Genomic DNA, 23,389 nt, shown 5'->3' on the forward strand with positions numbered 1-23,389 from the left:
CAGCATGAGAGAGTGTTTTTTTGTCTCTAAACCTTGTAAAATAGTGGGTAGAGTTTCCTATTCTTTTACTATGAAAAGAGGTCTAATCATGGATAGAGAGTTGCTGGAACAGATCAACACGTGGCATGCGCAGGAAGATTATGCTCTCATTGTTAAACGTCTTGAGGCATTACCCGAAGCCGAGCAGGATGCCGAAACGATCGGACAGCTTGCAAGAGCATATAACAATCTGGAAGAATATCGTATAGCCATTAAACTATTACAAGGCGTCAAGGAACAAGGCAAACTAGATCCGTTATGGCATTTCCGGTTAGGTTACGCCTACTGTTACGTCGCTGAATACAAGCTGGCGCTGGCAGCTTTTGAAGAAGCTAATCGACTGGAGCCCAATGATGCGTCTACCCTGGAATACCTGGACTGGATTCGCCCCAAAGCAGCCCAAATGGAGCGGGACCGTAATCGCTGGCAAGCAGAGCAGGCGGAATGGGAGCACAGCGGAACACTGAACCAGTTCCAAGCGGCTTCAGGAACATACGATCCTGCAACGTTCTGGCGATATAGCGATTATGCACAGGACAACCATGTATCTGCACCTTTTGACGAGGAATTGAAACAATCCATTGAACAGGAACTCGGATACAAACTTCCCGCTTCATATATTCAACTGATGAACAAACAAAACGGCGGTCTACCCGCACGCACAACGTTCCCGACTCAAGCGGGTACAAGTTGGGCAGAGGATCATATCGCCATTTCAAGCATCTTGGGTATTGGACGGGATAAGATGTATTCCCTTGGCGGGGAGTTCGGCAGTCGCTTTATGATTGAAGATTGGGGGTATCCTGACCTCGGCGTTGTCATCTGCGATTGCCCTTCCGCTGGTCATGACGTCGTTATGCTCGACTATCGCTTCTGCGGGCCAGAAGGCGAACCTTGTGTCGTTCATGTGGATCAGGAGAGCGATTATGAAATCACGTATCTGGCGCCGAACTTCGAGGTTTTCATTCGGGGTTTGCTGGACGAAGAAAACTTTGATTTGCTTGACGAGAATGACTTTGACACGCTTGATGAAGAACAAGCAGTTACTGCTGTATTCACAGAGAACCAAAGCGTGACAACATTCTCTAAAGAAGCCATTGCCCCTTTTAGGTTCATTGATGCAGGAACCAATTCCTATTCCGTGATTCTGAATGCGGGTACATATCTTCAAGACGTATTTGACTCACGTGCAGATGAAGGTTTCGAAGGTGGCGGTTACGATTGGGCCTCCCTCGCATCTGTGTTTCTTGAAGAAAAGATGCCGCATCTGACTTCGGTTATTCGTTTTGATCCGGAAGCCGATATGTTCTGTGCATATACGAATGACAAGGACGCTCTCATATCCTTTATTCTTGGCTTTAAGCAAGCCTGTGAGCAGTACGACCTTATTCTTGATTTATTTTCCCGAGCTGAGCTGGACTAAGAAGAGACAAGGAGCCATCTATGACGACTCGTATTTACTTTGCCACCAAAGGCCTCGGTCAAATCTCGGAACAAGATCTGCAACAGGCACTTGATTGTTTCAATCTCGGGGCACTAGTCCAATTCCACCGGACAGCTGAAGGGGTGATGGGGCAAACCTTGCTCGTTCAAACCACGGAAGGTGAGTTTATTCTGAAAGGCAATCCATTATACAATGGACAGTTTCAGGAAGAGCAGTTTTTCGTGGAGCAATTAGCGGCGCGCACAACCATCCCTGTGCCTGTTCCCTATCAGATTCAGGAAGACACACAGCTACTCGGTTGGAGTTACGTAATGATGCCGAAGCTGCCTGGAAGCCATTTATATGATCCTGTTTTTCAAACGACTCTAACTTCACAAGATCATGAAGAAATTGCAGATGTATTGGCTGAAACGTTAGCCGAACTACATCACTGGAAAGTTCCAGATGCCGGAGAATACGATCCAGTGGCAGACAAAATCATGCCTTTTGCCGGCTCGTATCTAGACTGGCTATACGGAAGCATCCGCCACTGGTTACACGATGCGGAAAAGTATTCCGTGATTACTGACGATGATGTACGCTGGGTGGATGAGCAATTGAAGCAGTCCGAAGCTGCATTTTTAGTCTCGTCGGTTCATGAATTTGTCATGGGAGATTTCAAAGTTGAGAATTTTCTTGTGCAAAAAGCAGACCCGCCTGCGTCCCCGTGGAAAATCAGTGGATTATTTGATTTGACGACGGCTTATTTCGGTGATGGCACAGCCGATCTGACTAAAATAACCGCAAGATACCTCCGGGAAGATCGGCCTGATCTGGCTGCGAGATTTCTTCATCATTACCGGGAAAAGGTCTGTGCAGACGATGTGGAAAAATGTATTCATTTTCGTTCGCGCCTTCTTATTCATTTATTATATCAACGTATTCTGTGGTGGAGTGAAGCGAAGGCGAAGGGACAGGTAACTTGGGAAGCGGATCTGTCTTTTGCTCCGTGGGCTAAGCAGTATATTGAGAAGGTACTTACTTTGCTGGACTAACGTCCAGAAAGTAAAACCCGCTTGCGACTTGCAAATGCTAAAGGACTCTATCACTCCAAGTAACTATGGTAAAATAAAGGGTACCTGACGTCCTAAAACGAAGATAGCCAGTGATCCTAGTGATCACTGGCTATCTTTTGTTGCTCTATAGTAGAGTCGATGTCTCCATGTCTGCATGAGCTGCCTCTAGTCAACATATGAATGATCCGCTGAGTTATATCGTGATCGAACCATTCGAATCAAACCTGTGTAACAGGAGTCTCTTGATGTTTTTGCAAAAACTCTACCATTTTGCGGTAAACCAAAATTTCATTTGTTCTTCTGGAGAAACCATGGCCCTCATCATCCAATACGATGTACTCGACGTCTACACCTTTCTCCTGTAGTGCGGCTACAATCTGGTCAGATTCAGCCTTAACCACCCTTGGATCATTGGCTCCTTGAATGACCAGCATCGGGTTCACCATCTGATCCAGATACGTAATTGGTGAGTCCTTGGTCAAGCGTTCACGGTCGCGCACCGGATCACCCAGCCATTTATCCATCATTGGCTTCCAGTCCTCCGGTACAGATTCCAGGAAAGTAAACAGATTGCTTGGGCCAAAAATATCAATAGCTGCACGGAACAGCTCTGGATGACGACCTGCAAGCAGCAGGGTCATATAACCCCCATAACTGCCGCCTACCACAAATAAACGCTCTGGCGAGCTAATCCCCTGATCAAACATCCACCCAATGCCTGCAACACAGTCCAGTCTCGGCCCTTCTCCCCAATCCCGCTCAACCATCTTCACGAATTCAGCACCATATCCCGTACTGCCCCGGAAGTTCGGAGCAAAGATATTGTACCCTTGTGCGAGCAACAATTGAAACATAGGACGCAAAAACTTGGCTTCCGATGCCTGTGGCCCGCCATGCGGCCAGAATACACTGTATCCGTTCGCCTGTTCTGGCTTCGCTTGAAAGAGCAGCGCTTCAATCTCCAGCCCGTCATAGGAATTGTATCGCACCACATCTGGATATACGAAGTCATCCGGGTTCAGACCGGTTACTCGATTGGCTGTTAACGGCTCCCAGGACTCAGAGCCTACGATGAGGCGATAAATGTTGTGGGGCTGCACAGCGCCGCGTCCAAGAATGTACACGTTACCGGATTTGGTCACGTTTACCTGTTCAATGGTATCGAGCGGCATGTCCATGCGGCGAGGTTTTTCAGCATCTTTTTCCAACACATACATGTGATACTCCGGCCCGGTCAGTGTCCAAATATATAACGTTTCAGATGCCTCATGCCAGCGGATTTTATCTACATCTTCACCCTCAATATGACACAACGCACGGAACTCTCCTGTATCGATGACATACTCAGCTACATAGGCATATGCCGAATTGTCATTCGTAATCAGCAACAAACGATCATTCCCCGCAAACAAAACATAGGGAACCTGACTCTGCCGCTCCGTAACCGGTACTATGGAATGAGATTCCCCGTTCCGGTGCAGATGGGCAGTCTGATACGTGTTGGAATACATTTTGATGATAACATAGGCTTCTTCATTTGGACTTACTGCAATAAGGCTGCTGGTTACCTCTTCTCCCTGATACAAGAGCTCGTCTTCTCCAGTCTCCAGGTCATGAAGGCGTGCATTCATATAATTCGGATTACCCGAACTGGTGTTATAATACAACCGTTTTCCGTCCTCAGATAAATGAGCATAATAACAGCGGTCACTCGGATCAGCTGGAACAATCGGAAGCGGAACTCCCCCCTCCGGTGGCAACGCATAGAGGTGATAGTTTTCGTTCCCATCTCGATCAAAAGCGGTTAGCAGATGACGCCCCTGCGGATCAGCCTTAATAAATTGACTGCTTTGGTTCAAATACGTCAAAGGATAAGGATATCCCCCAGGCAAGTCCATCGCCCAAATATTCGGTTGACCATTCAGGTTGCTATCCATATACAACTTCTTCTCATCTGCTGATACGGCAAAATGCGAAATACGATACGTCTGGAAATACTGCTCCACATCCGGTTTCGGAAACTGAATCATGATAAACCTCCTTAAGATGAAACCCATGAATTTAACATTGGTAAATTAAGGTGCTATTTGTCCAGTTTATCGTTTCTTCCATCATATTCACAATAGATATGTGAGCTTTAATTCCATTTTCTTTTATAAAAGCGAACGAACGGTAAATAATGAAAAGGCGGCATCTTGGTCGATGCCGCCCTTACTACTTTCATTTTTGCTATTCTATTAAAAACCTGAACATCTGAAGATTTATCTAATCTTCTTGTTCTACCTCCATCTGTACCACACAAACGGTTATCTAATAGATAACCGCCTGATCATAGTGCTGATGTATACGTTATTCCGAATAAAAGGTCATATGCGGTTTATCCTCACGATAATAGTCCAACCGTTGCTTCAAGCTGCCTGTGTGCAGTTCAAATAAATGTCCGTCCGGGTCTGTAAAATAAACCGATCTCCCATCCCGCTCATCTCTTGCTCTTCCGGGAATAATATCGGCTCCTGCAGCTCGCAGCTGCTCCACTGATACGTCAAACTCTTCTTCTTTTACCGTAAACGCAATATGGGTATAGGTTCGTTCCGTATAATTCCGAAGGACATCCTCCTGGTTCAAAGCAATCCAAAGACCCGCCAGTTCGAAGTAGGCCAGTTTGCGTCCTTTCACCTGAATTCGGGCACCGAGAGCCTGCTCAAAGAACGTAATAGACCGCTCCAGGTTCGATACGGAAAAGCACAAATGATTAATTCCCTGAATGTTCATAGAGCTCCTGACACCTCCACCAAATTTAAAGGGTTACCCTCTTATTATGGTATATATTTTCTGTAGAAAACAAGCTTGTAGCACCGCCAGACTGCATCTTTTTATGGAGGAATGCATAGGGTAGGCTTATCAAGGAACGTTCAAGGAGGATATCCAAACCATGAACCCTGTCTATCCATTTTACGGTGAGAAGACGGTATGCAAACCACAAAAATTAGCTTTTCCGCCCCAACACCAGGAACAACAGCCCGGTCTGGAATCGCTGATGGTTCCCGAACCGATCAGTGAAGACCCTGCTTATATTGGCAGTTGCAAACTTCAAGGCAAAGTTGCGATCATCACGGGCGGCGATAGTGGTATCGGGCGGGCGGCAGCCATTGCTTTTGCCAAAGAAGGTGCAGATGTTGTGATCGCTTATTTATATGAACGAAACGACGCAGAATGGACACGTGACCGAATCGTGGAGCTGGGGCAGCGCTGTCTGCTCATCGAGACGGATCTGCGACTAAAACCAAACTGCGAAGCGGTCATTCACAAGACCATGGAAACGTTCGGGAAAATCGATGTACTGGTCAACAACCACGCCGTACAGTATGTACAGCAAAGCATTGTCGACATCACCGAGGAACAGCTCTATCATACGTTTCAAACGAATGTGTTCTCGTATTTCTTCCTGATCCAGGCTGCCCTTCCCCATCTGTGCCAAGGGGCTTCCATTATTAACACCGCCTCTATTACAGCTTACAAAGGGGATGTACGACTAATTGATTATTCATCGACCAAAGGGGCTGTCGTCTCTCTCACCCGGGTTCTCTCCCAATCGCTGGCTGACAAAGGCATCCGTGTAAACGCCGTGGCTCCTGGGCCCATCTGGACGCCGCTTATTCCTGCCAGCTTCTCGGCTGAAGATGTGCAGGTATTTGGTACCGATACGCCTCTGGGGCGAGCAGGTCAACCTTACGAGCTGGCTGCAGCCTATGTCTATCTGGCGTCACGTGATTCCTCCTACGTCACCGGCGAATGCATCCATGTCAATGGCGGGGACATGGTGACAACGTAAGGGCTACTGGCATGAGTATGTGTACGTTCAAACGACTTTGCTTATTTTCTACGTTCCTGCCCCTTAATGTCAGGTTGGATTTGGATGTTGTGGCAGGAGATCGGCTTGTCGGTTCCGAAAAGGGTTAGAAGCTACAGTCCGGTTAAACAACGGAATCTGACATCTCGCGACAAGGAGCTGATTGACGAATGAACTTTGATCCCCTCTACCAACCTTATTCCTCGTACCGTGTGCCGGTATACGCTAAGCAAGGCATGGTCGCTACGTCGCAGCCACTTGCTGCGCAGGCTGGTCTGGATGTGTTGAAGCAAGGCGGCAATGCGATTGATGCCGCCATCGCCACAGCGGCAGCACTCACCGTGCTGGAGCCGACCTCCAATGGCATTGGCGGCGATGCCTTTGCCCTCGTCTGGACGGAGGGCAAGCTGCATGGCCTGAATGCCAGTGGCCCTGCGCCTCAGAGCATTTCGATTGAGGCGCTTCAAGCGGCAGGCTATTCGGAGATGCCGAAGCTGGGAGTTGTGCCGGTGACGGTGCCTGGCGCACCGGCGGGTTGGGCGGAGCTGAGCCGTCGGTTTGGACGGCTCCCGCTGGCGCAAGTACTGGAACCCGCTATCCGCTATGCGGAAGAAGGTTACCCGCTTGCGCCGGGGCTGGCCCGCCACTGGGCACGGGCAGCCGAGGTCTATGCACGCCAGGGGGATGCGGCTGCAGGGCGTGCGTGGTTTGAGACGTTTGCCCCTGGCGGGCGCGCACCCGCGGCGGGGGAACCGTGGCGCTCGCCGGGCCATGCGGCCACGTTGCGCCGGATTGGCGAGAGCGAAGCGCGAGACTTTTACGAGGGAGAACTGGCGGAACGCATCCACGCTTTTATGGCCGAGCACGGCGGTTACCTGACACGGGATGACTTGAAGGCTTTTCAACCGGAATGGGTTGATCCGATCTCTGTTTCCTACCGGGGTTATGATGTATGGGAGATTCCGCCGAACGGGCAAGGACTCATTGCCCTCTCCGCACTCAATCTGCTGAAGGGATTCGACTTTGCCGAGAAGGAATCCGTTCTGAGTTATCACCGGCAGCTGGAAGCGATGAAGCTGGCTTTTGCCGATGGAGAAAAATACATTACGGAAGAACGAAAAATGGGCGTATCCGTGGAAGAATTGCTGTCCGAAGCCTACGCCGCAGAGCGGCGCAAGCTGATTGGGGATACCGCACGTGCACCCGAGGCAGGTGATCCGCGCGGAAGCGGAACCGTGTATCTGGCCGCAGCAGACGACGAAGGCAACATGGTTTCTTTTATCCAGAGCAACTATATGGGCTTTGGTTCAGGTCTGGTAGTGCCGGGCACAGGCATCGCACTTCAGAACCGCGGACATAACTTCTCGCTCGACCCGCAGCACACCAACGCACTGGAGCCGGGCAAACGCACCTATCATACCATTATCCCTGGATTCCTTACACAAGGCAGTGAAGCCGTTGGACCATTCGGGGTCATGGGCGGTTTTATGCAACCTCAGGGTCACGTACAGGTCATTATGAATACGATTGATCATCATCTGAATCCGCAAGCCGCACTCGATTCACCTCGCTGGCAGTGGACTAAAGACAAAACGATACTGATCGAGCAAGGCTTCCCTCCTCACATTGCGCAAGCCTTAGCTCGCAAAGGACATGATATCCAAACCGAGCTTGATTCGTCCCAATTCGGACGCGGGCAGATCATCTGGCGCAACCCGGATACAGGTGTGTTATGCGGCGGAACGGAAAGTCGGACGGACGGATCGATTGCGGCATGGTAGATAAAAAGACTAAAAAAAGAAACCTAAACACTATTAGTCGTTCTAAAGTGTTTAGGTTTCTTTTTTAAGAGATGAGGTTTTACTGTATAGAATTCATTTAGTATCTGCCTCATTTGTTTTTCATTTTTTTCACAATCTTCAAGATTAGCACTAATCCCCAGTCGATAATATGATAAAAAACCGCTATGGAGAGTGCAGACCAGTAATCAGATATATATATACCATTAAAACTTGAAGCTAAAATGTAAATAATTATGCTATCTATGACAAGTGTAATCGCATTACGAGTATATTTAGAAACCTGTCTCTTGAATCCATAATTTAAGATAGTAATAATTATGGGATGAACCAAAGTCTCGAAAAGAAGAAATCCAATAATGATAAGCACTGAAAAAACAACAATATCTCCAACTTGATCAAAATGAATAAAACTACTAACTTTTTCGAAGCTATAAAAAAATAAACTGTACAATGTTATAAAAATTATCATAGGCAAGATGATCAAAGAAGCTAATAAAGGAATAAGCCATATCTTAACCTTAAGAGAAGGCGGGGTTTCCTTTTCTTTACCACTCATGTAATTGATTATCCAGTTTAGAGCAAGTAAGAGAATTAAAAGTAGTATGATGATGATGATCCAGTGTGTTAAATTCATAATTCCTCCAATTATAAATCCATTTTTTAGTATAAATACCTTATATAAATAAAAATATACTTTACTTCATTAGAAGTAAAGTATATTTTTGCTTGATTTAATGAAATATAACCAATTTTAGAGTCCTGCCAACCAAACGATGTATTTTGCGATCTCATATGCTTCTGCTGGTGGCACTCCAATTCCCACAAGGCCCGTTGCAATAATATTTTCTTGCCAATTGGTAATGGAGTCTAAGAAATCAGCGATTTTGCCAGAATATTTTGTTACATAGTTTCCAGCACTAGGGCTAAGTTTTGAAAGAAGTTTACCTAAATAATCTCCACCATAACGTAATGCAGAGGTTATAGCTTTTTTTATAACGTTAGAAATGAGGTTTTGTGTACTTACATCTCCATTATTTTGAGCAGTTGGAGTCACAATTACTGTGTTTGGTAGTTTACTGGAAGGTATTGTCGAAACACTACTTCCATTTAGTGTAGAACTTGAAATAGAAACGGTTTTCACAGGAGCTGGACTGGCCATAACTGTTACTGGAACAGATAAAGCTCCCATTAAAATTCCCGCAGCTAGAGTAGATGCAATAGTTTTTTTAAACTTCACAGAAAAAATCCTCCAAATCACTTATATTTAAATATTTGGATTATAACCCTTTTATTTCAGCGCTATTTATTTTATACAATATTTTATGCTAATTTGTATATACTTTCGACAATAAAAGTAATTATATTGCTTTTATTTACATAAAAGTACAATAATCTACATATATCTCTTTCTTACTCTGAACCTAAGAAAAAGAGTTTACACCGTTTATCAATTAAATCCCCACTCTAATCATATTGAATTGTCTAGCTATTAACATTTCTTTACTCGGTACCTTTCACAATTAGCCTATAAGTTCTTATAAGAATGATTAAACAACATAATTGTAAAAACTATGTATAATTCATGAAATAGATTTATGTTTCTGTAAATTTTCATTAGAGATCATAAAAAAACGGCTTTTTTCACCGATATAGATAAAGGGAAAAACTCGTTGCATAGATGATTGGGGTTCATCCATCTTCCAGTATATTTCCAGATTAATACATAAAAGCATACAGAAATGAGGGCATCTCAATGAAAACAAAGTTGTACATCCGTATGGGAATCACCGTACTCATGGCCCTGACGCTGATCTTGTTAGCTGCTTGTTCAACCGGCTCTAAAACAGCTGCCACTGACGTAAAGACCAGAGTGGGAATTGTACTTACAGAGGTCGGTCTGGGAGACCGATCTTTTAATGATGCGGCTTTTAACGGACTGGTCAAGGCGAGAGACGAGAAAAGCATTGTTTTTGACTATCGTGAACCAAGCAAGGAGTTAACTGCCGAAGCTTCGTTTGAGGAATTTTCCAAAGACAAATTCGATCTTATTATTGGACTCAGCGATACCGTAAAAGCAGATATGGAAAAGGTCGCTGCCAAATATCCTGACCAGCAATTCCTTCTGATTGACAGTACGTCTGACCTGCCTAACATTGCTTCCATATCATTTCGTGCGGAGGAAGGAAGCTATCTGGCAGGAGTAATCGCAGGTATGGCTTCCAAGGAGAAACATGTCGGTTTCTTGGGTGGAATGGAAATTCCCGTGCTCAAAAATTTTGAACAAGGCTTCAAACAGGGTGTGCTCGCCGTTGACCCGGAAGCTGCTGTAGATATTGTGTACGCTGGTGACTTTGGAAATGCCGATCTGGGCAAGCAGCTTGCAGAGCAAATGATTCAAGAGAAAGGTGCTGACGTGATTTATGTGGCCGCTGGCCTTACCGGTGTCGGCGCACTGAATGAGATCCAATCCCTCGGCAAATACGCCATTGGTGTAGATACGGATCAATTCTTTTTGGCGGAAAAAGCAATTCTTACATCTATGCTGAAAAATGTAGATGTCTCCATCTACAACGCCGTGAAGTCATTTATCGAGAACAAACATACCTTCCCGAAAAAAGAAATCGTAGAGGGTCTCGCCGAGAATGCTGTAGGCTTGACTGCGCTGCATAACATCACGCTGAGTGATGAACAACAGCGGACCTTCGATGATCTCAAAGCCAAAATTTCTTCGGGTCAAATCAAAATTACAGTGAATCCATAACCCACGATTCGAGGAGGTTCGCATATGAAACTACAGGGAAAGCTTATTGTCAATGCTCTGATCTCACTGCTTCTATGCCTTGCGCTGGTCGCTTATATTATTATGGAACTGCTCAGTATGAATGCAAAAAATCAAAACCTGGTACCTGCGATGCTCAAGGTAAGTGAACTGAACTCCAATCAGATTCAAACCCAGCAGGCGCTGGATGTCTACTCCTTCTCGATGACTGCCGGCAATCAGGAAGCTGTACTGCTTCTTTTAAAAGAAGGCCAAGCCATGATTAAGGAACTCAAAGGTGGATTGCTGGAAACGGATCAGGAGCTACAGCTCATCCAAACGGTTCAAACGAAGCTGCAAGCACTGGATCAAGGCGCAACCCAAGCGATGAGCAACATGGACAGTGCAGAAGCCAAACGTTACAGTGCCCGGGTTCGAGGCATACAAAATGACATCTACTCGCTGAATGAGATAACGCGGGAGCGCTACACTCAATATACGCTCGATCTGGAGAGTGACATCCAGCAGACATGGCAGATTGCCCTTGGCGGGGCTGCCCTTTTGTTCATCGCGGTCATGCTGTTTAATATGTATACTTCTCGTCAGATATCCAAGCGTATTCGTCTGATTAAGGATGCTGCCGGGCATATTGCCAGTGGTGACCTGACCCAAATGTTGCCGGAACCTCGGGGTAAAGATGAACTGGACGATCTGAGTCGTTCCTTTGGACAAATGACGAATAATATTCGCGGAATCATCCAATCCATTGACACGGCGGGGCAGCGAGTGGATCAGATGGCTCAGGATATTGATCGCGGTAATGATACGGTACAAGCTATCGTACAGCAGGTGTCACGTACCACAGAAGAGTTGTCCGTGGGCAGTCAAAAAATTGCGGAAGATCTCAGCGAAACGGTTATGGTCGTAGACAAAATGCAATCAACCTTTAACTATAATCTGGAGGCTACCTCCCAATCTGCTAAGGATGGACGCGATGTTCTAACCACAGTGGAAGAGGGGAATAAGGCGATTGAAGAACAGCTGCGACTCGCCGAAGTAAACCGCCACGCCATGTCCGAAGTGGAGCAGACCGTGCTGGAGCTGGCAGAGAGCGCGGCTCGCATTACAACGATGACGGGATATGTATCCGAGATCGCCAAGCAGACCACCATGCTCTCCCTGAACGCTTCCATTGAAGCTGCACGTGCCGGGGAAGCCGGACGCGGATTCGCTGTTGTGGCTGGAGAAGTGAACAAGCTCGCGGAGCAGTCTGCTCAATCGGTTAAACATATCTATGCCGCGGTAAACGAGATAACAGCCTCAATGGAAAAAGTAAAAAGTTCCGTGGTGCAAAGCATGCAGCTCTTTGGCGAACAGGAACACGCCACCGGTCAGACGCAAAAATCCTTCTCGGCGATCCGTGAGAGTGTGGAGCGCATCAGCGAAGGCATTCAGCAGCTTGCTGAGGACATGACACAATCGAGCAAACTTAGTTCACAGGTGCAACAAGCGATTGAAAACATCAGCGCGATCACCGAGCAATCTGCAGCCAGCAGTGAAGAAATCACCGCTTCCACCGCAGAGCAACAACGCTCTTTCTCCGAAGCCAGTATCAAGGTCAAGTCACTTCGTGATATTAGTGCCGAGATGCATCAGGAACTCCAGCGTTTCCGTCTGTAAGAGGAGTCCGAAAACCAATTCTGCTTCAGGAGTGGCTCATCTTCACGAGCGGGGAAGTCGAAACCAGTGATTAATCGTTCGCCCGCACGGAGTCACCGCATAAGTTACCCATTGGTCATATGGGGGATGAGAAAATAGCCTTTCAACCGCATAGTAAAGTAATCGATGAAATTGCACTATATATGCGCGTGGAGTACGAGGACTATGTGAGCGCAATGTGACCGGAAATTTATCCTAACGATCTCAGATGACCTTATTTGCATGATTCTGAGTCGTTTGAAATTCTAACGATCACCAGATAGCTTATCTCGGCCAAAATGCGGGAAAACGTCCTCTTCTCATAATAAATGATTGAAATAAGCTTCCCTGAGATCGTTAGAAAAGAAAATGGGTGAATTCGTGCCAAATAAGGTTTCTCATGATCGTTAGAAATGTTCACCCTGAACAATTGGGATTGGCACTTTGGAACGTTGCCTGGTCAACACTTGAGTAGGTAGTAGGTTATCTTAGTGAGTTGGGACGATAGAATGTGTGCAATAGTTAGATTCGTGAGTTGAGCTGACAGAGTGTGCGACGGGCAGGCTCATGAGTTGGATTGACGGTATGTGCAACAGCAATATTTAGGTTCATGAGTCGAGCTGACGAAATATGCGATAGGTAGATTCATGAGACAGGTTGATACTGCAGCAACGTTTGTAAAAGCAGCGCTATTGTGATGTTCTTTCATTTATAATAAATTAACTTCATATCAAAAGGAGCCTGCCATTTCTGGATGGGGCTCCTTTTGATATGTTTATACTTTTATGTGATACGTACTGTACTTAAACCTTATTGCTTCCGTATGATGTTGCACACTGGTTCGAAAATATCTTTACAGTGCATCGATAATATCTCCTGCCAGCAGGGAAGATGGATCGCCGCGATGCAATGCTGCCCGTTCGGCGGCCTGTCCATGCAGGTATACACCGAACGCGGCGGCTTGCTCCGCGCCTAGTCCTTGGGCGAGCAGACCGGCGATGATGCCGGTCAACACGTCTCCTGCGCCGCCCGTTGCCATGCCGGCGTGGCCGGTGGTGTTGATGTACGCCTCGCCGGAAGGCGTTGCGATGACCGTTCGTGCTCCTTTGAGCACAAGGGTCACGCCCTGCTCGCGGGCGTACCGCGCAGCGTGTCCAATTCGGTCACGCTGCAATTCGGGGGTCGACATGCGCAGCAGTCGGCCCATCTCGCCAGGGTGCGGCGTCAGTATGGTCGCCGCACTGCGCTGGCCCCAGGTGCGTGGCCCATCTGGGCCTGCATCTGCCAGCATGTTGAGGGCGTCCGCGTCGATGACGAGCGGACGATCCGTCTGTTGCCACAGACGGCGCAGCCAGTCGGTGTCGCCTTTGAAGCGACCAAGGCCCGGGCCGGTCGCAAGCACGTCGCGGCTCTCCGCAAGGCGCAGCACCGCTGCGGCGGAAGCCGCATTCCATTCGCCGCTGTTGCCATCGGCTGCAGCGGCGAGCATCAGCTCGGGCACGGTGCCGATGACATGCGGCAGCAGTGCCGCGGGCAGCGCCCATGTGGCGAGCCCGCAACCAGCGCGCAGCGCGGCTTTGGCCGAGAGCAGGCCAGCGCCGCTCATCGGCATGCTTCCTGCGGCCAGCAATACATGGCCGTAGGTGCCTTTATGGCCGTCCGGTGCCCGGCGACGGCCTGTGTCCACGCGCAGCGCACCCCGCAGCACCTCGTCCGTTAACAAACGGACCGAGGGGCCATGCTCTGGCGCAAGGCGCGCGGGAATGCCGATGGCGCGCACAACGATACGCCCCGCGGCAGAAGCGCCCGGGTATTGTACCAAGCCACGCTTAAGCAGCGCAAGGCATACCGTCACCCGGGCTTCAATGCACGGCTCGTACACCTCACCGGTGTCGGCGTCCAGCCCGCTTGGCACATCGGCGGACACGACTGGCTTACCGCTGTCGTTCGCCGCGCGAATCAGCGCCGCGTATGCTCCGCGCGGCGCCCCCCGCGAGCCGGTGCCCAGTAACGCATCGACGATGCCTGTGCACCGGCTAAAGTCCATGGCTTCGCGCCCGTGGACAACGGCAGGGATGCCGAGCTTCGCAGCGGCATCCCGTTGCACTGCGGCTTCGCCCTGCAGTGCAACGGGGGCATCGGCGTAGACTAACGTCACGCCCAGCCCCGCTTCAACCAAATGGCGCGCCGCAACCAGCCCGTCACCGCCATTGTTGCCCTTGCCGATCAGCATGTACCAATGCTGATCACCGGGATGCGCCATCACCAGCGCCGGATCGGCGAGGATGTCACCCCCGTAACCGACACGATCGCCGGGCCCGGTATGTGCCCGCCAAGCCTCTTTCTGCTGGCCACGATTAGGCCAGCCATAACCCCCATCACCGCCCTCAACCTGACCATTTCCACGCTGAGCTTTATCGACTTCTCCGCAATTGCCTCCACCACGATCATTATCAAGCATTCCTTCCCGGCACAGCTTGATGACTTCCTCGGCGATGGCTCTGCCCGCATTCTCCATCAGACTGACCGCAGGAATGCCAAGCTGCTGAATCGTATACTCGTCCACAGCCCGCATCTGATCAGCGGTTACGATAAACAACACTCATCCCTCCCCGGTCGCATTAATGAATAGCACTGTTTACAGCATCACAAACATGGGTCTCCCCTTCTCATAAGTTTTACATTGCCATTAGCTTCACCATCAATCGTGTGTCACTCGTTTTCCGATCATGCATGCCTTATGGGTTTTCCATCCATTCATGTCTCATTAGTTTTCCGCAACGTATGATTCGTTAGTACCCCACCGTAAACCTCGCTTGAATAAACTGCGGATCATCCAGTTCATCCACCAGAGCTGCGGCAAAATCACCTACAGAAATGCTGCTTTCGCCCAAATCATCCGTAATGACACGGTTCATGCCAATCCGGAATTGACCTGTTCTGCGCCCAGTAGTAATCGTTGCTGCCGGACTCATATACGTCCAGTGAATATTCGATTCTTCAAAAAGTCCATAAGCATCCGCATGAGCCTGCGCAAGAGGTTTGATTTCCTCCGGGAATCCGGGGGTATTCATCAGCATCTCGCCTGAATCGGTCATCAGACTGCCTGCTCCGCCAACAACAACCAGACGTCCAGCATTTGCGCGGCGCACGCCCTCAATCAGTGAACGCGTTACTTCCAGCAGTTCCTCTTCTTCGCCAAACTTCGGCCCGTAAGCACTCACTACCGCTTCTTGTCCCGCTGCAAAATCAGCAACCTGATCCGGGTTAAGCACATCTCCCTGCTCCACACGCAAGCGCTCATGCACCATCTCCACCTTGGACGGATCACGTACGACTGCTGTCACTTCATGCCCACGATCCATCAATTCCCACAAAATCGTCTTGCCAATCGCTCCGGTCGCTCCAAAAATCGCTACTTTCATATCCGAATCCCTCTTTTCTATCGATGTCATCTAATTCACATACCGTTATTTTAATACTTAATCCTATTGTTATATACCTTAAACGGCTCACGCCATCTTAAACCGGATAAACCCACTTGTAAACTCGAATCTTCATTAGCGCTGCCAACGCGCCTCAGCCGAGCATTCCTATTTCATCCATGCATGATCAAGTTCTTCATCATTTTCTTACAGGTTTCTTGCCCTTCTCTAGCTCAGATCTGTTCTCTAATCCATTCTCCATCCACCTCTCTATTCATCCCTGCTTTGCCCCTCTTCTCTCATCCAAACTAATATCGCGTACGCCAAAAAAGCCGCACAGGCGGCTTCCACAGTTCTCCTTGATCATCTTATCCTGGCTGCTTATCTTGGTTGCTTACTCTTGTTCATCTTAACTTCGTTGCCTGTTCTGGCTGAATTACCCTGTTTTGAGTTAAAAAATGAACCGCCCTCGCCGCCCAGATTCGCTCTGCATACACCTCATGCTGCAGATCATCAATGATATGCATCTCAAGTTGCCTGCCTTTCGCCTCTACAGGCTCTTTCCGCTTCAATATCTCCCGATATAAGTGCTCCGTCTGTTCCACCGGACAGAGCTGATCATTCCGGCCGTGAACAAGCTGTAGATCCACTTCACACAATGCAGACGCATAGGTTAAAGGACTTCTATCCCGCAGTGCGGATTTATCCTGTAACAGTTCTCCAATTTCCGTTTGCAAAAATGATCTTAGCTTCGCACCACCACCGGCGTACAAGCTGCTCAAATCTGTAAACGGTGCACAAGCCACGACGTTGCTCCACAGCTCCGGCTTTCTGCCCGCAGCTAACAGCGCTAGGTAAGCTCCATAACTGACGCCGTACAGTGAAACTGCCGAATAGGAACCTAGAACCTGCTCTCGGATCAACCGAATAACGTCCGCATCCACACCGCCCCAATCATCCTGAATACGTTGCTTGTAATCAGAACCGAATCCTGAACTGCCTGGATAATTCAGCCCGATCACCCTCACTCCAGCCTCATATAAACGTGCAATAACCGGACTGTAACTATCCAGAAGGCAATTATGTGGCCCACCGTGCAGATAGATGACTGCCTGTTCTTTACCTTCCGGATGGATATCCATATAAGGAATGAACGCGTTCCCGTAACGCATGTGTTTGTACTTGGTCTCTGGTTGCTTTACAAGATTACTTATAGGCCCATCTCCATGCTTGACAGAAAGTGGAGTAATGTGACCAAACGATTCAGATATTCTACATTTTGCGGGCACCGGGGCGGTCGTAATGGACTCGTATTTTCCAATAAGGTTTTGTTTGTCCCTGCTGTGAACCGCTTGTGTTAACGTTCCCGGATAATCACACAGTTCAAATGTTTTTTCTCCATCCAGCGTGTACTGAATGTATTGCCACTTACCACGCAATATTCCCTCGCATAAGATATGCTGTTGATCCACATCCAGCTGGATACGAATCAGCTCAGAGAACGGCTCACTGTGCTCCAGACTGCCATGAACAACACGCTCCTGAACGCTCATCCAGCCAGGACAAAAACCATCTTCCATCGGAATGCAGACAGCAATCCGATCACCCTGCTTGTCCATAACCGGATAAGCATACTCCTGATAAGGAATTTCCCGAGATGATCCGTTAGCTTTCCCGTAAAAATAAACTCTGCCGGCTCCACCCACATTAACACCAATCTCTCGCTCAGTCTTGGCCCAGAACACAAATTGCAGGTTATCCAGTTCCGGAGTAACCCACTCGGCTTTTTCTTGTACAGGATCATACAGCCCGATCTGCACAGTCCCTGAACGATGCCTAACCGCAAAAAGTAGCTGGAGTTGTCCATCTTGCCAGGCAAGCTGCATCACCGGAAACGGTAATTTTAGAGAGAGCGTTTGAATCACTCTTATGTGCTCCCGTTCTTTTTGGAATACATGAATCCATCTCTCCGTCTTCTCCTTGGTAATCGCCGCCACTTGACCTGTACCGATAAATAGAACATGCTGTACAGTCTGGCCCAATCCTATCCAATGATCGGAAAGACAATGCTTGGCTTGGACATCGCCAGCATCGTCAAGCTCACACCATTCGCATGTTTGGTCGTCATAACACAGGATCATGCTCGTCCGCTCCCGGTTCACACTCATTCGGTTCAGGAATGGATCGCCCAACCGGATTCCCTCCCCTCATGCCAATGCTTGAATTGCTCCCAGGAATCGAGCTGTATTTCCAACTTGAGCGTAAGCTGATGATGTGTGGCCGCTGCTGCGGCGCTCTCTGTTCCCAAACTACTTAACGCTTGCCGGATCAAACGGATTTGCTGCAGATTGGATGCTGGCAATCCCGCAATCAGAAGACGATACACCTCCGCTGCACGTTCCTCTTCCCCTTGCTGGATCAGCACCCCAGCCAATTCAATGGAACGTTGCAGCAATTTGGAAGGAATTGAACCTGTCTTCATCCTTAGCACCTGAATCAACATCTTGTATTCTAACTCCTGTTCGCCGAGTTGTTGATATACCGACATTTTTAATTGAAGTATATGCCCGAGCCAACCCGAGTACACACCTGTGCAGAGCTTTTCGGCAGCTATTAGTGTCGTTTCCGCATCCATGAGAAGTCCTGCCCGGATTTGCAGCCCAGCAATGTTCAGAGCCGTTTGAATCTGAAAAACATGCCGATCCGGCCCTGGGGGGAGTTCACGAATACGCATACCAGCCCGCTTCTCCAGTTCAATTGCACGTGAGATATGGCCTTCCTGCATCTCAATTAATGCTTCACCATTATCTAGTGCCGCCTCTTTTCCAATGCGATAGACTTCGTTTAATTCTTCATGCTCCAGAACGGCCCGGGCATTGGCATAACATTCTCTTGCCGCGGCATAATCATCCCCAGTTTTGGTTAATAGCTGACCCAGTTCAAACCACAGAATGGCCTGCTGCGCGGCCGATAATTGTTGGAATATGGCGTTTTGACTAAAAAAGCGAAAACAAGCCCTGTACCGCAGGCGATTATCCGATTTGCACAACAAAACCCAAGCCAGCCTGTTATAGAGAGCCAGTGCTTTACGATGTGCTTTATGTTGAAGTTTGCCTTGGGTTTGATCTTGGGTTTGATCTTGGGTTTCACTTCGGACTTCCTCCGTACTTCGCACTGTCGTTTGCGTTTCCCCTTGGCTATCCTCTTCTTCGGCCTCATCGTGTCTACCAGCCATTCGCAGCTGTTCATTTAACAAAAGCCGGGTCTGTTCCGGCGTATCTCTCACCAGTGAAACAGCCAGCCTCGAGACATGTCGGGGAAGGTTAACTCTCACGGGATATTGGTGAAAAAATAACAATACGCTTACGTCCTTTAGTTTCTGACGATAGAGCAGATGATGAATGGCTCCAAGGTCTGCAGGGTGCAGACCAGAGACCACCTCGACCAAAATCCATTTCCGTGGTCCCGGTGCCCAGCCGGCTCGATGAAATCGGAGCAATGCATTTTTGCACGCCACCAGATCATCAATCGGGTGAACCGGGTTCAACTGATAAATGAGTGGCAGCGTGTGATACGCATCATCAAGCAGAAGGTGAAGCGCCTGATCCTGCCAATGCATACTTAACTTTTGAAGTTCATGCTGCACGAGATCCGAACGTCCCTCAACCACAAATAACCCTGGTTCATGGCTCGCACGAAACCATTTACTTCTCAGATCATGATAGTCCGTACTTTCCAGCAAAACAGGTTTCATGAGGACTCCCCCTCTTTCCTGATCCGGCATACATGTATTAGTTCAGGCACCTGCTGTAATGGCAATGCACTCATCAAGCGATAGCTGCCCTGATTGTTTGCATCAAGAGAAGCTTTGATCTGCAGTTCCGGGTCGGAACTGCACTGATGGAGAGCATAGGCAACAAGCCACCGTGCCCAGCCCTTGCGTTTTGCCGCAGGGATGGTGAATATATGTGACAGAAGGATGCTACCGAACTCATCACTTAACAGACAGCCTCCGATCTTCGTTCCTTCCAGTTCCACAAGTCCCGATCCGTCCAGTAAACGCCCATACACCCCCTCATAAATATCCTCCACTGCCTTGCGAGCAGCTTGGATTCCGGGGCAGGTTAAATCACTGGTATCAAGCAAATGAGCCATAGCTTCCGCTTGACCATCAGCGGGTTGCCACCTTCCAGCCTGATCCGGCATTACCGGAACAGAAATGTGCTTCCGTTTACCGTAAAACCGGTATCGTTGAGCCAGCACATCTGCCTTATACCCGAGCCTTTCCCATGGAAACGAGGCAGGTGCAGTTACATATATAGAGGAGTAAGACAACTTGTCCAATAAGGTTGTGATCTGTCCTTCCCAATATGCATGAGATGAAGCTTCGCTCCACAGATCCATCATATATTGACCTTCCCCATGATCTATTACCAGAATGGAAGAAATCGCTTCTCTTTTTCCAGGCTCACTTGCGTAGTATCGATCCCCGACCTTTACGGATTCATGCTGACATTGGGGCAGGATATCAGCTATGGATGTTTGCATCATATACCTGTACCTCCCTGGTCTGGTCGAAGCCTGAATGTACCAGCGGTTCAAAAGAGACCGCAGGATAAAATCGACGAAGCAGAAAAGAGTAAATCCCCATGTATCCTGTCATATAGTCCGGAGAGAAGGATTCCATATCCTCCAGTGGCCACATCCACAAGTCTTCCTGCTCATCACTGCGAAGCACGTATAGACTCTGTGTATACTCTTTCAATTTTCCTTCATATCTGCCAGGAAAACTCCGATTGGCCATGATCAAAAAGTCTCCATTACCTGCAATCCCATGACACTGGCCGAAAGAAGCAAATATGGTCGACTGGGCGACTGCATCTGCGGCCTGCTGACCAAGTCTGTAACATACCGGATCTTGCAGAACCTCGGCTGCAGTCAGTAAAAACCGACCTATACCCGCAGAACCATTACACCAATGAACCCAGAGAGCGTCCGGCTTTTCGAGGGAAGCAGGCCATAACCTTACCCCATTCTTTCCTTCGTGACTTGCACGTTCCAGCGTGTCCACAATGCGCTTCACTGCCGAATAATACTCGGCTTTCCCCGTTAGCTTCGCTAAGGCAAGCAAGAAATAACCGATTCCTGCAACGCCATGTGAGAACCCATACGAGTGGTGGCTTTTTTTATCCGACTTGTCCTTCACTTCCCATATGCTCATCCCGTCTTCTGTTCGCTTTTCCTGTTGTAAAATCATTTCACCGAGTTCATCAGCTCTCGTTAAAAGCTCGTTACAGTCCCCAAGATGATGTATCTCCAGCAGCATTAACCCCAAACCTGCTGCTCCATGACTGATATTGGTTTGAACCGGGTCATGTCTCGTCATCTCCAAGGCAAGATTTTCAGCAATGCGAAATAACGGTTTATCATCCAGCGCATCTGCTGTCTGTGCCAGCGCCCAAGGAACAGCACCATAACCGAAATACAGGCTCTCTGGCGTTTCCCCGGGAACATACGGCGTATGATTTAATATCCACTCCAATACTTCACGTGAATACTGATAATACTGTCTGTTCTGCGTGATCTGACCAAGTTGATGAAAACCGTAGGCCATGCCCGTCCATCCAAAGTTGAAATTGGCCGGGTGGAACATTTTGCTCATACTATTTTCGGGATATAGTTGGTGAGCATTGTTCAAATCAAGGGATTGATACAATTTGTTAGCCATAAGCTCGGCTTGATGAAGTACTTCTTCGTCCGTCATGCCTGCTTCATTCGTACGCGAAGATTGCTCGCTCCCTGTTAAATCGCCCTTCTCTTGCTCACACATACGTATTAGCTGTTCACGTATTTCAGATAAATCGTTATATCGTCCAGACATGATCTCGATCCCCAGACTCCCCAGCCCAAGTAGCTGTCTATCATTGAGATTGTCCAAGTATGCTTGTCCAGCAGACAGATGAGACTGTCTGTATTTCAGATAAGGGTCCATGGAGGTTGCCATGTAATAATAAACGGCTCCCAGCGCGTAGAGATCATCGGAGTATTCCGATCGCTGACTGTGCTCTCTTCCTCGAAGCACATAACCAGGCGTGTGCCCTGTTAATGGTTTTACCTGACTTTTGTTATCTTTCACATAGGCTAACTCCAGATCGATCAACCGCACACTTCCGTCAAGCAACACCACAATGTTGTTCGGCGTGAGATCGTTGATGACAATACCTCTGGCGTGAAACTCGTGCACAATATCCAGAATATCTGAGCCGATTCGGTAAAATTCTGCCTCATTGCCATCGGCAGCTACATGTCTGCGGTGGATGTACTCGCGCAAGCTGATGCTCTCGAAGTATTCCAGAATCAGATATCGATTCCGTTCTGCGCTGAACAGATCGATTGGCCGCGGAGTATACCCTGTATCCTTCATCAGATCTAGCACATGATACTCGTTATCCAGATAATCATGGGCAGAACGTCCGGCACCATCCACACGCATGAGATGAACCGCTTCTTTCATGACAGCCTGCTCATGCCGGGACGTGGAGACAAGAAATACGCCTCCTTTACCTGACTTTTTGAGCACCCGCCTCACACGGATTTTACGTATTCTAAATTCATTGTTACTAGAATTATTCGGATTGTTTACTGCCTCATTTTCTTGCTTCCATCCGGTCTGTATGCTCACCAGTTCTTCCGGCTCATCTATCCACTCGGGTTTGTATCTGCCAGGTGTTCTTCGATCTTCCTCCAGTTTACCTTCCGGGTTCTGGATGGCATATACCTTAGCACCAGAGTAACGATCATAATAGAATCGGTCTACAAAAGCCCCGTAGCGATAAAATACACATGAACTTCCCCGGTAAGCCCGATCTGTAGGGATCGCGGGGCCTTTAAGATCACCCGTACATGCATACATCTCCTCAAGCAATTGTATAAATTGTTCATCACTGCGTGCATAAATCGTCATACACTTCCCGGTTTGGGGCAGCGGTGTAGAACCATTGGATGCTTCAATTAACTTCAGCCCGCTGTTTACGACTTTCCACATTACACCATACGTTGTCAGAATCGGTGTAATCCTTCGTAGCAATTCAGCTCCCTCCACAGGGATAACCGATAAATGAATTTTCCAGCCCTGTGCCGGAAGTGTTAATTGTCCCGGTTTAAAACAAATCCAATGGCCGTCATTCGACCATTGGATGGAGTCGGGGAGATCCCGGATTATATGTTGCAAAGCGTTCTCATAGGCGTCCTTCTTTTCAGTCAGGCTTGCTGATTTCAATGAGAATCACTCCTTTTTGAAGTAGAGTAAGAGGGGGAG

General features: G+C 48.3%; 17 protein-coding genes. 7 read left to right on the forward strand and 10 right to left on the reverse strand.

All coding sequences use genetic code 11. From position 1 onward, the window contains the following. The first annotated feature begins 88 nt into the window (after positions 1 to 88). Positions 89 to 1,462, forward strand: a complete 1,374-nt coding sequence (locus ABIE27_RS26490) for an Imm51 family immunity protein (RefSeq protein ID WP_429351916.1) — start codon at positions 89 to 91, stop codon at positions 1,460 to 1,462. 20 nt (positions 1,463 to 1,482) lie between these two features. Further along, on the forward strand, positions 1,483 to 2,517 hold the full coding sequence (locus ABIE27_RS26495; protein ID WP_429351917.1) for a phosphotransferase family protein: 1,035 nt from the start codon (positions 1,483 to 1,485) through the stop codon (positions 2,515 to 2,517). Positions 2,518 to 2,756: 239 nt separating this feature from the next. Here ABIE27_RS26495 and ABIE27_RS26500 read toward each other — a convergent pair whose 3' ends face one another. Together ABIE27_RS26500 and fosB are read right to left on the reverse strand one after the other, a co-directional pair. After that, complete coding sequence (locus ABIE27_RS26500) at positions 2,757 to 4,568, reverse strand: S9 family peptidase (protein WP_429351918.1); 1,812 nt, start codon at positions 4,566 to 4,568, stop codon at positions 2,757 to 2,759. 319 nt (positions 4,569 to 4,887) lie between these two features. Then, on the reverse strand, positions 4,888 to 5,310 hold the full coding sequence (gene fosB, locus ABIE27_RS26505) for a metallothiol transferase FosB (RefSeq protein ID WP_123065604.1): 423 nt from the start codon (positions 5,308 to 5,310) through the stop codon (positions 4,888 to 4,890). A gap of 160 nt (positions 5,311 to 5,470) precedes the next feature. On the opposite strand from fosB, the gene ABIE27_RS26510 reads away from it, so the two are divergent. From ABIE27_RS26510 to ABIE27_RS26520, 3 genes are all read left to right on the forward strand, one after another. Further along, positions 5,471 to 6,370, forward strand: coding sequence for an SDR family oxidoreductase (locus ABIE27_RS26510; RefSeq protein ID WP_123065603.1), 900 nt, complete (start codon positions 5,471 to 5,473; stop codon positions 6,368 to 6,370). A gap of 66 nt (positions 6,371 to 6,436) precedes the next feature. Beyond that, entirely contained in the window at positions 6,437 to 6,562 is a 126-nt protein-coding gene (locus tag ABIE27_RS26515; protein WP_429351919.1) for a hypothetical protein, read from the forward strand. Then, on the forward strand, positions 6,559 to 8,169 hold the full coding sequence (locus ABIE27_RS26520; protein WP_429351920.1) for a gamma-glutamyltransferase family protein: 1,611 nt from the start codon (positions 6,559 to 6,561) through the stop codon (positions 8,167 to 8,169). Before ABIE27_RS26515 ends, ABIE27_RS26520 begins: the two co-directional genes overlap by 4 nt. A 109-nt stretch (positions 8,170 to 8,278) precedes the next feature. Here the strand turns inward: ABIE27_RS26520 and ABIE27_RS26525 are convergent, their stop codons facing one another. Both ABIE27_RS26525 and ABIE27_RS26530 read right to left on the reverse strand, forming a co-directional pair. Continuing rightward, complete coding sequence (locus ABIE27_RS26525) at positions 8,279 to 8,746, reverse strand: hypothetical protein (RefSeq protein WP_429351921.1); 468 nt, start codon at positions 8,744 to 8,746, stop codon at positions 8,279 to 8,281. A gap of 195 nt (positions 8,747 to 8,941) precedes the next feature. Beyond that, entirely contained in the window at positions 8,942 to 9,427 is a 486-nt protein-coding gene (locus tag ABIE27_RS26530) for a hypothetical protein (RefSeq protein ID WP_154985266.1), read from the reverse strand. A 516-nt stretch (positions 9,428 to 9,943) separates the two neighbouring features. Between ABIE27_RS26530 and ABIE27_RS26535 the strand changes: the two genes are divergently transcribed. Both ABIE27_RS26535 and ABIE27_RS26540 read left to right on the forward strand, forming a co-directional pair. Beyond that, positions 9,944 to 10,951 (forward strand): BMP family lipoprotein, encoded by a 1,008-nt coding sequence (locus ABIE27_RS26535; protein ID WP_429351922.1) that lies wholly within the window; start codon positions 9,944 to 9,946, stop codon positions 10,949 to 10,951. Positions 10,952 to 10,975: 24 nt separating this feature from the next. Then, complete coding sequence (locus tag ABIE27_RS26540) at positions 10,976 to 12,628, forward strand: methyl-accepting chemotaxis protein (protein WP_429351923.1); 1,653 nt, start codon at positions 10,976 to 10,978, stop codon at positions 12,626 to 12,628. An 871-nt stretch (positions 12,629 to 13,499) separates the two neighbouring features. Here the strand turns inward: ABIE27_RS26540 and ABIE27_RS26545 are convergent. The 6 genes from ABIE27_RS26545 to ABIE27_RS26570 form a co-directional block, all read right to left on the reverse strand. Next, on the reverse strand, positions 13,500 to 15,245 hold the full coding sequence (locus tag ABIE27_RS26545; RefSeq protein WP_429351924.1) for an NAD(P)H-hydrate dehydratase: 1,746 nt from the start codon (positions 15,243 to 15,245) through the stop codon (positions 13,500 to 13,502). 193 nt (positions 15,246 to 15,438) lie between these two features. Further along, on the reverse strand, positions 15,439 to 16,071 hold the full coding sequence (locus tag ABIE27_RS26550) for an NAD(P)-dependent oxidoreductase (protein ID WP_123065598.1): 633 nt from the start codon (positions 16,069 to 16,071) through the stop codon (positions 15,439 to 15,441). Positions 16,072 to 16,475: 404 nt separating this feature from the next. Further along, entirely contained in the window at positions 16,476 to 18,263 is a 1,788-nt protein-coding gene (locus ABIE27_RS26555) for an alpha/beta hydrolase family protein (protein WP_429351925.1), read from the reverse strand. Further along, complete coding sequence (locus tag ABIE27_RS26560) at positions 18,245 to 19,825, reverse strand: hypothetical protein (protein ID WP_429351926.1); 1,581 nt, start codon at positions 19,823 to 19,825, stop codon at positions 18,245 to 18,247. Before ABIE27_RS26560 ends, ABIE27_RS26555 begins: the two co-directional genes overlap by 19 nt. Beyond that, positions 19,822 to 20,619: a hypothetical protein gene (locus ABIE27_RS26565; RefSeq protein ID WP_429351927.1), complete on the reverse strand. Its 798-nt coding sequence runs from the start codon at positions 20,617 to 20,619 to the stop codon at positions 19,822 to 19,824. The genes ABIE27_RS26560 and ABIE27_RS26565 overlap by 4 nt, the downstream gene beginning before the upstream one ends. Continuing rightward, positions 20,600 to 23,350 (reverse strand): lanthionine synthetase LanC family protein, encoded by a 2,751-nt coding sequence (locus tag ABIE27_RS26570; protein WP_429351928.1) that lies wholly within the window; start codon positions 23,348 to 23,350, stop codon positions 20,600 to 20,602. The genes ABIE27_RS26565 and ABIE27_RS26570 overlap by 20 nt, the downstream gene beginning before the upstream one ends. Positions 23,351 to 23,389: the final 39 nt, after the last annotated feature.

The organism is Paenibacillus sp. 4624 (assembly GCF_050435065.1).
GTDB lineage: Bacteria > Bacillota > Bacilli > Paenibacillales > Paenibacillaceae > Paenibacillus > Paenibacillus amylolyticus_D.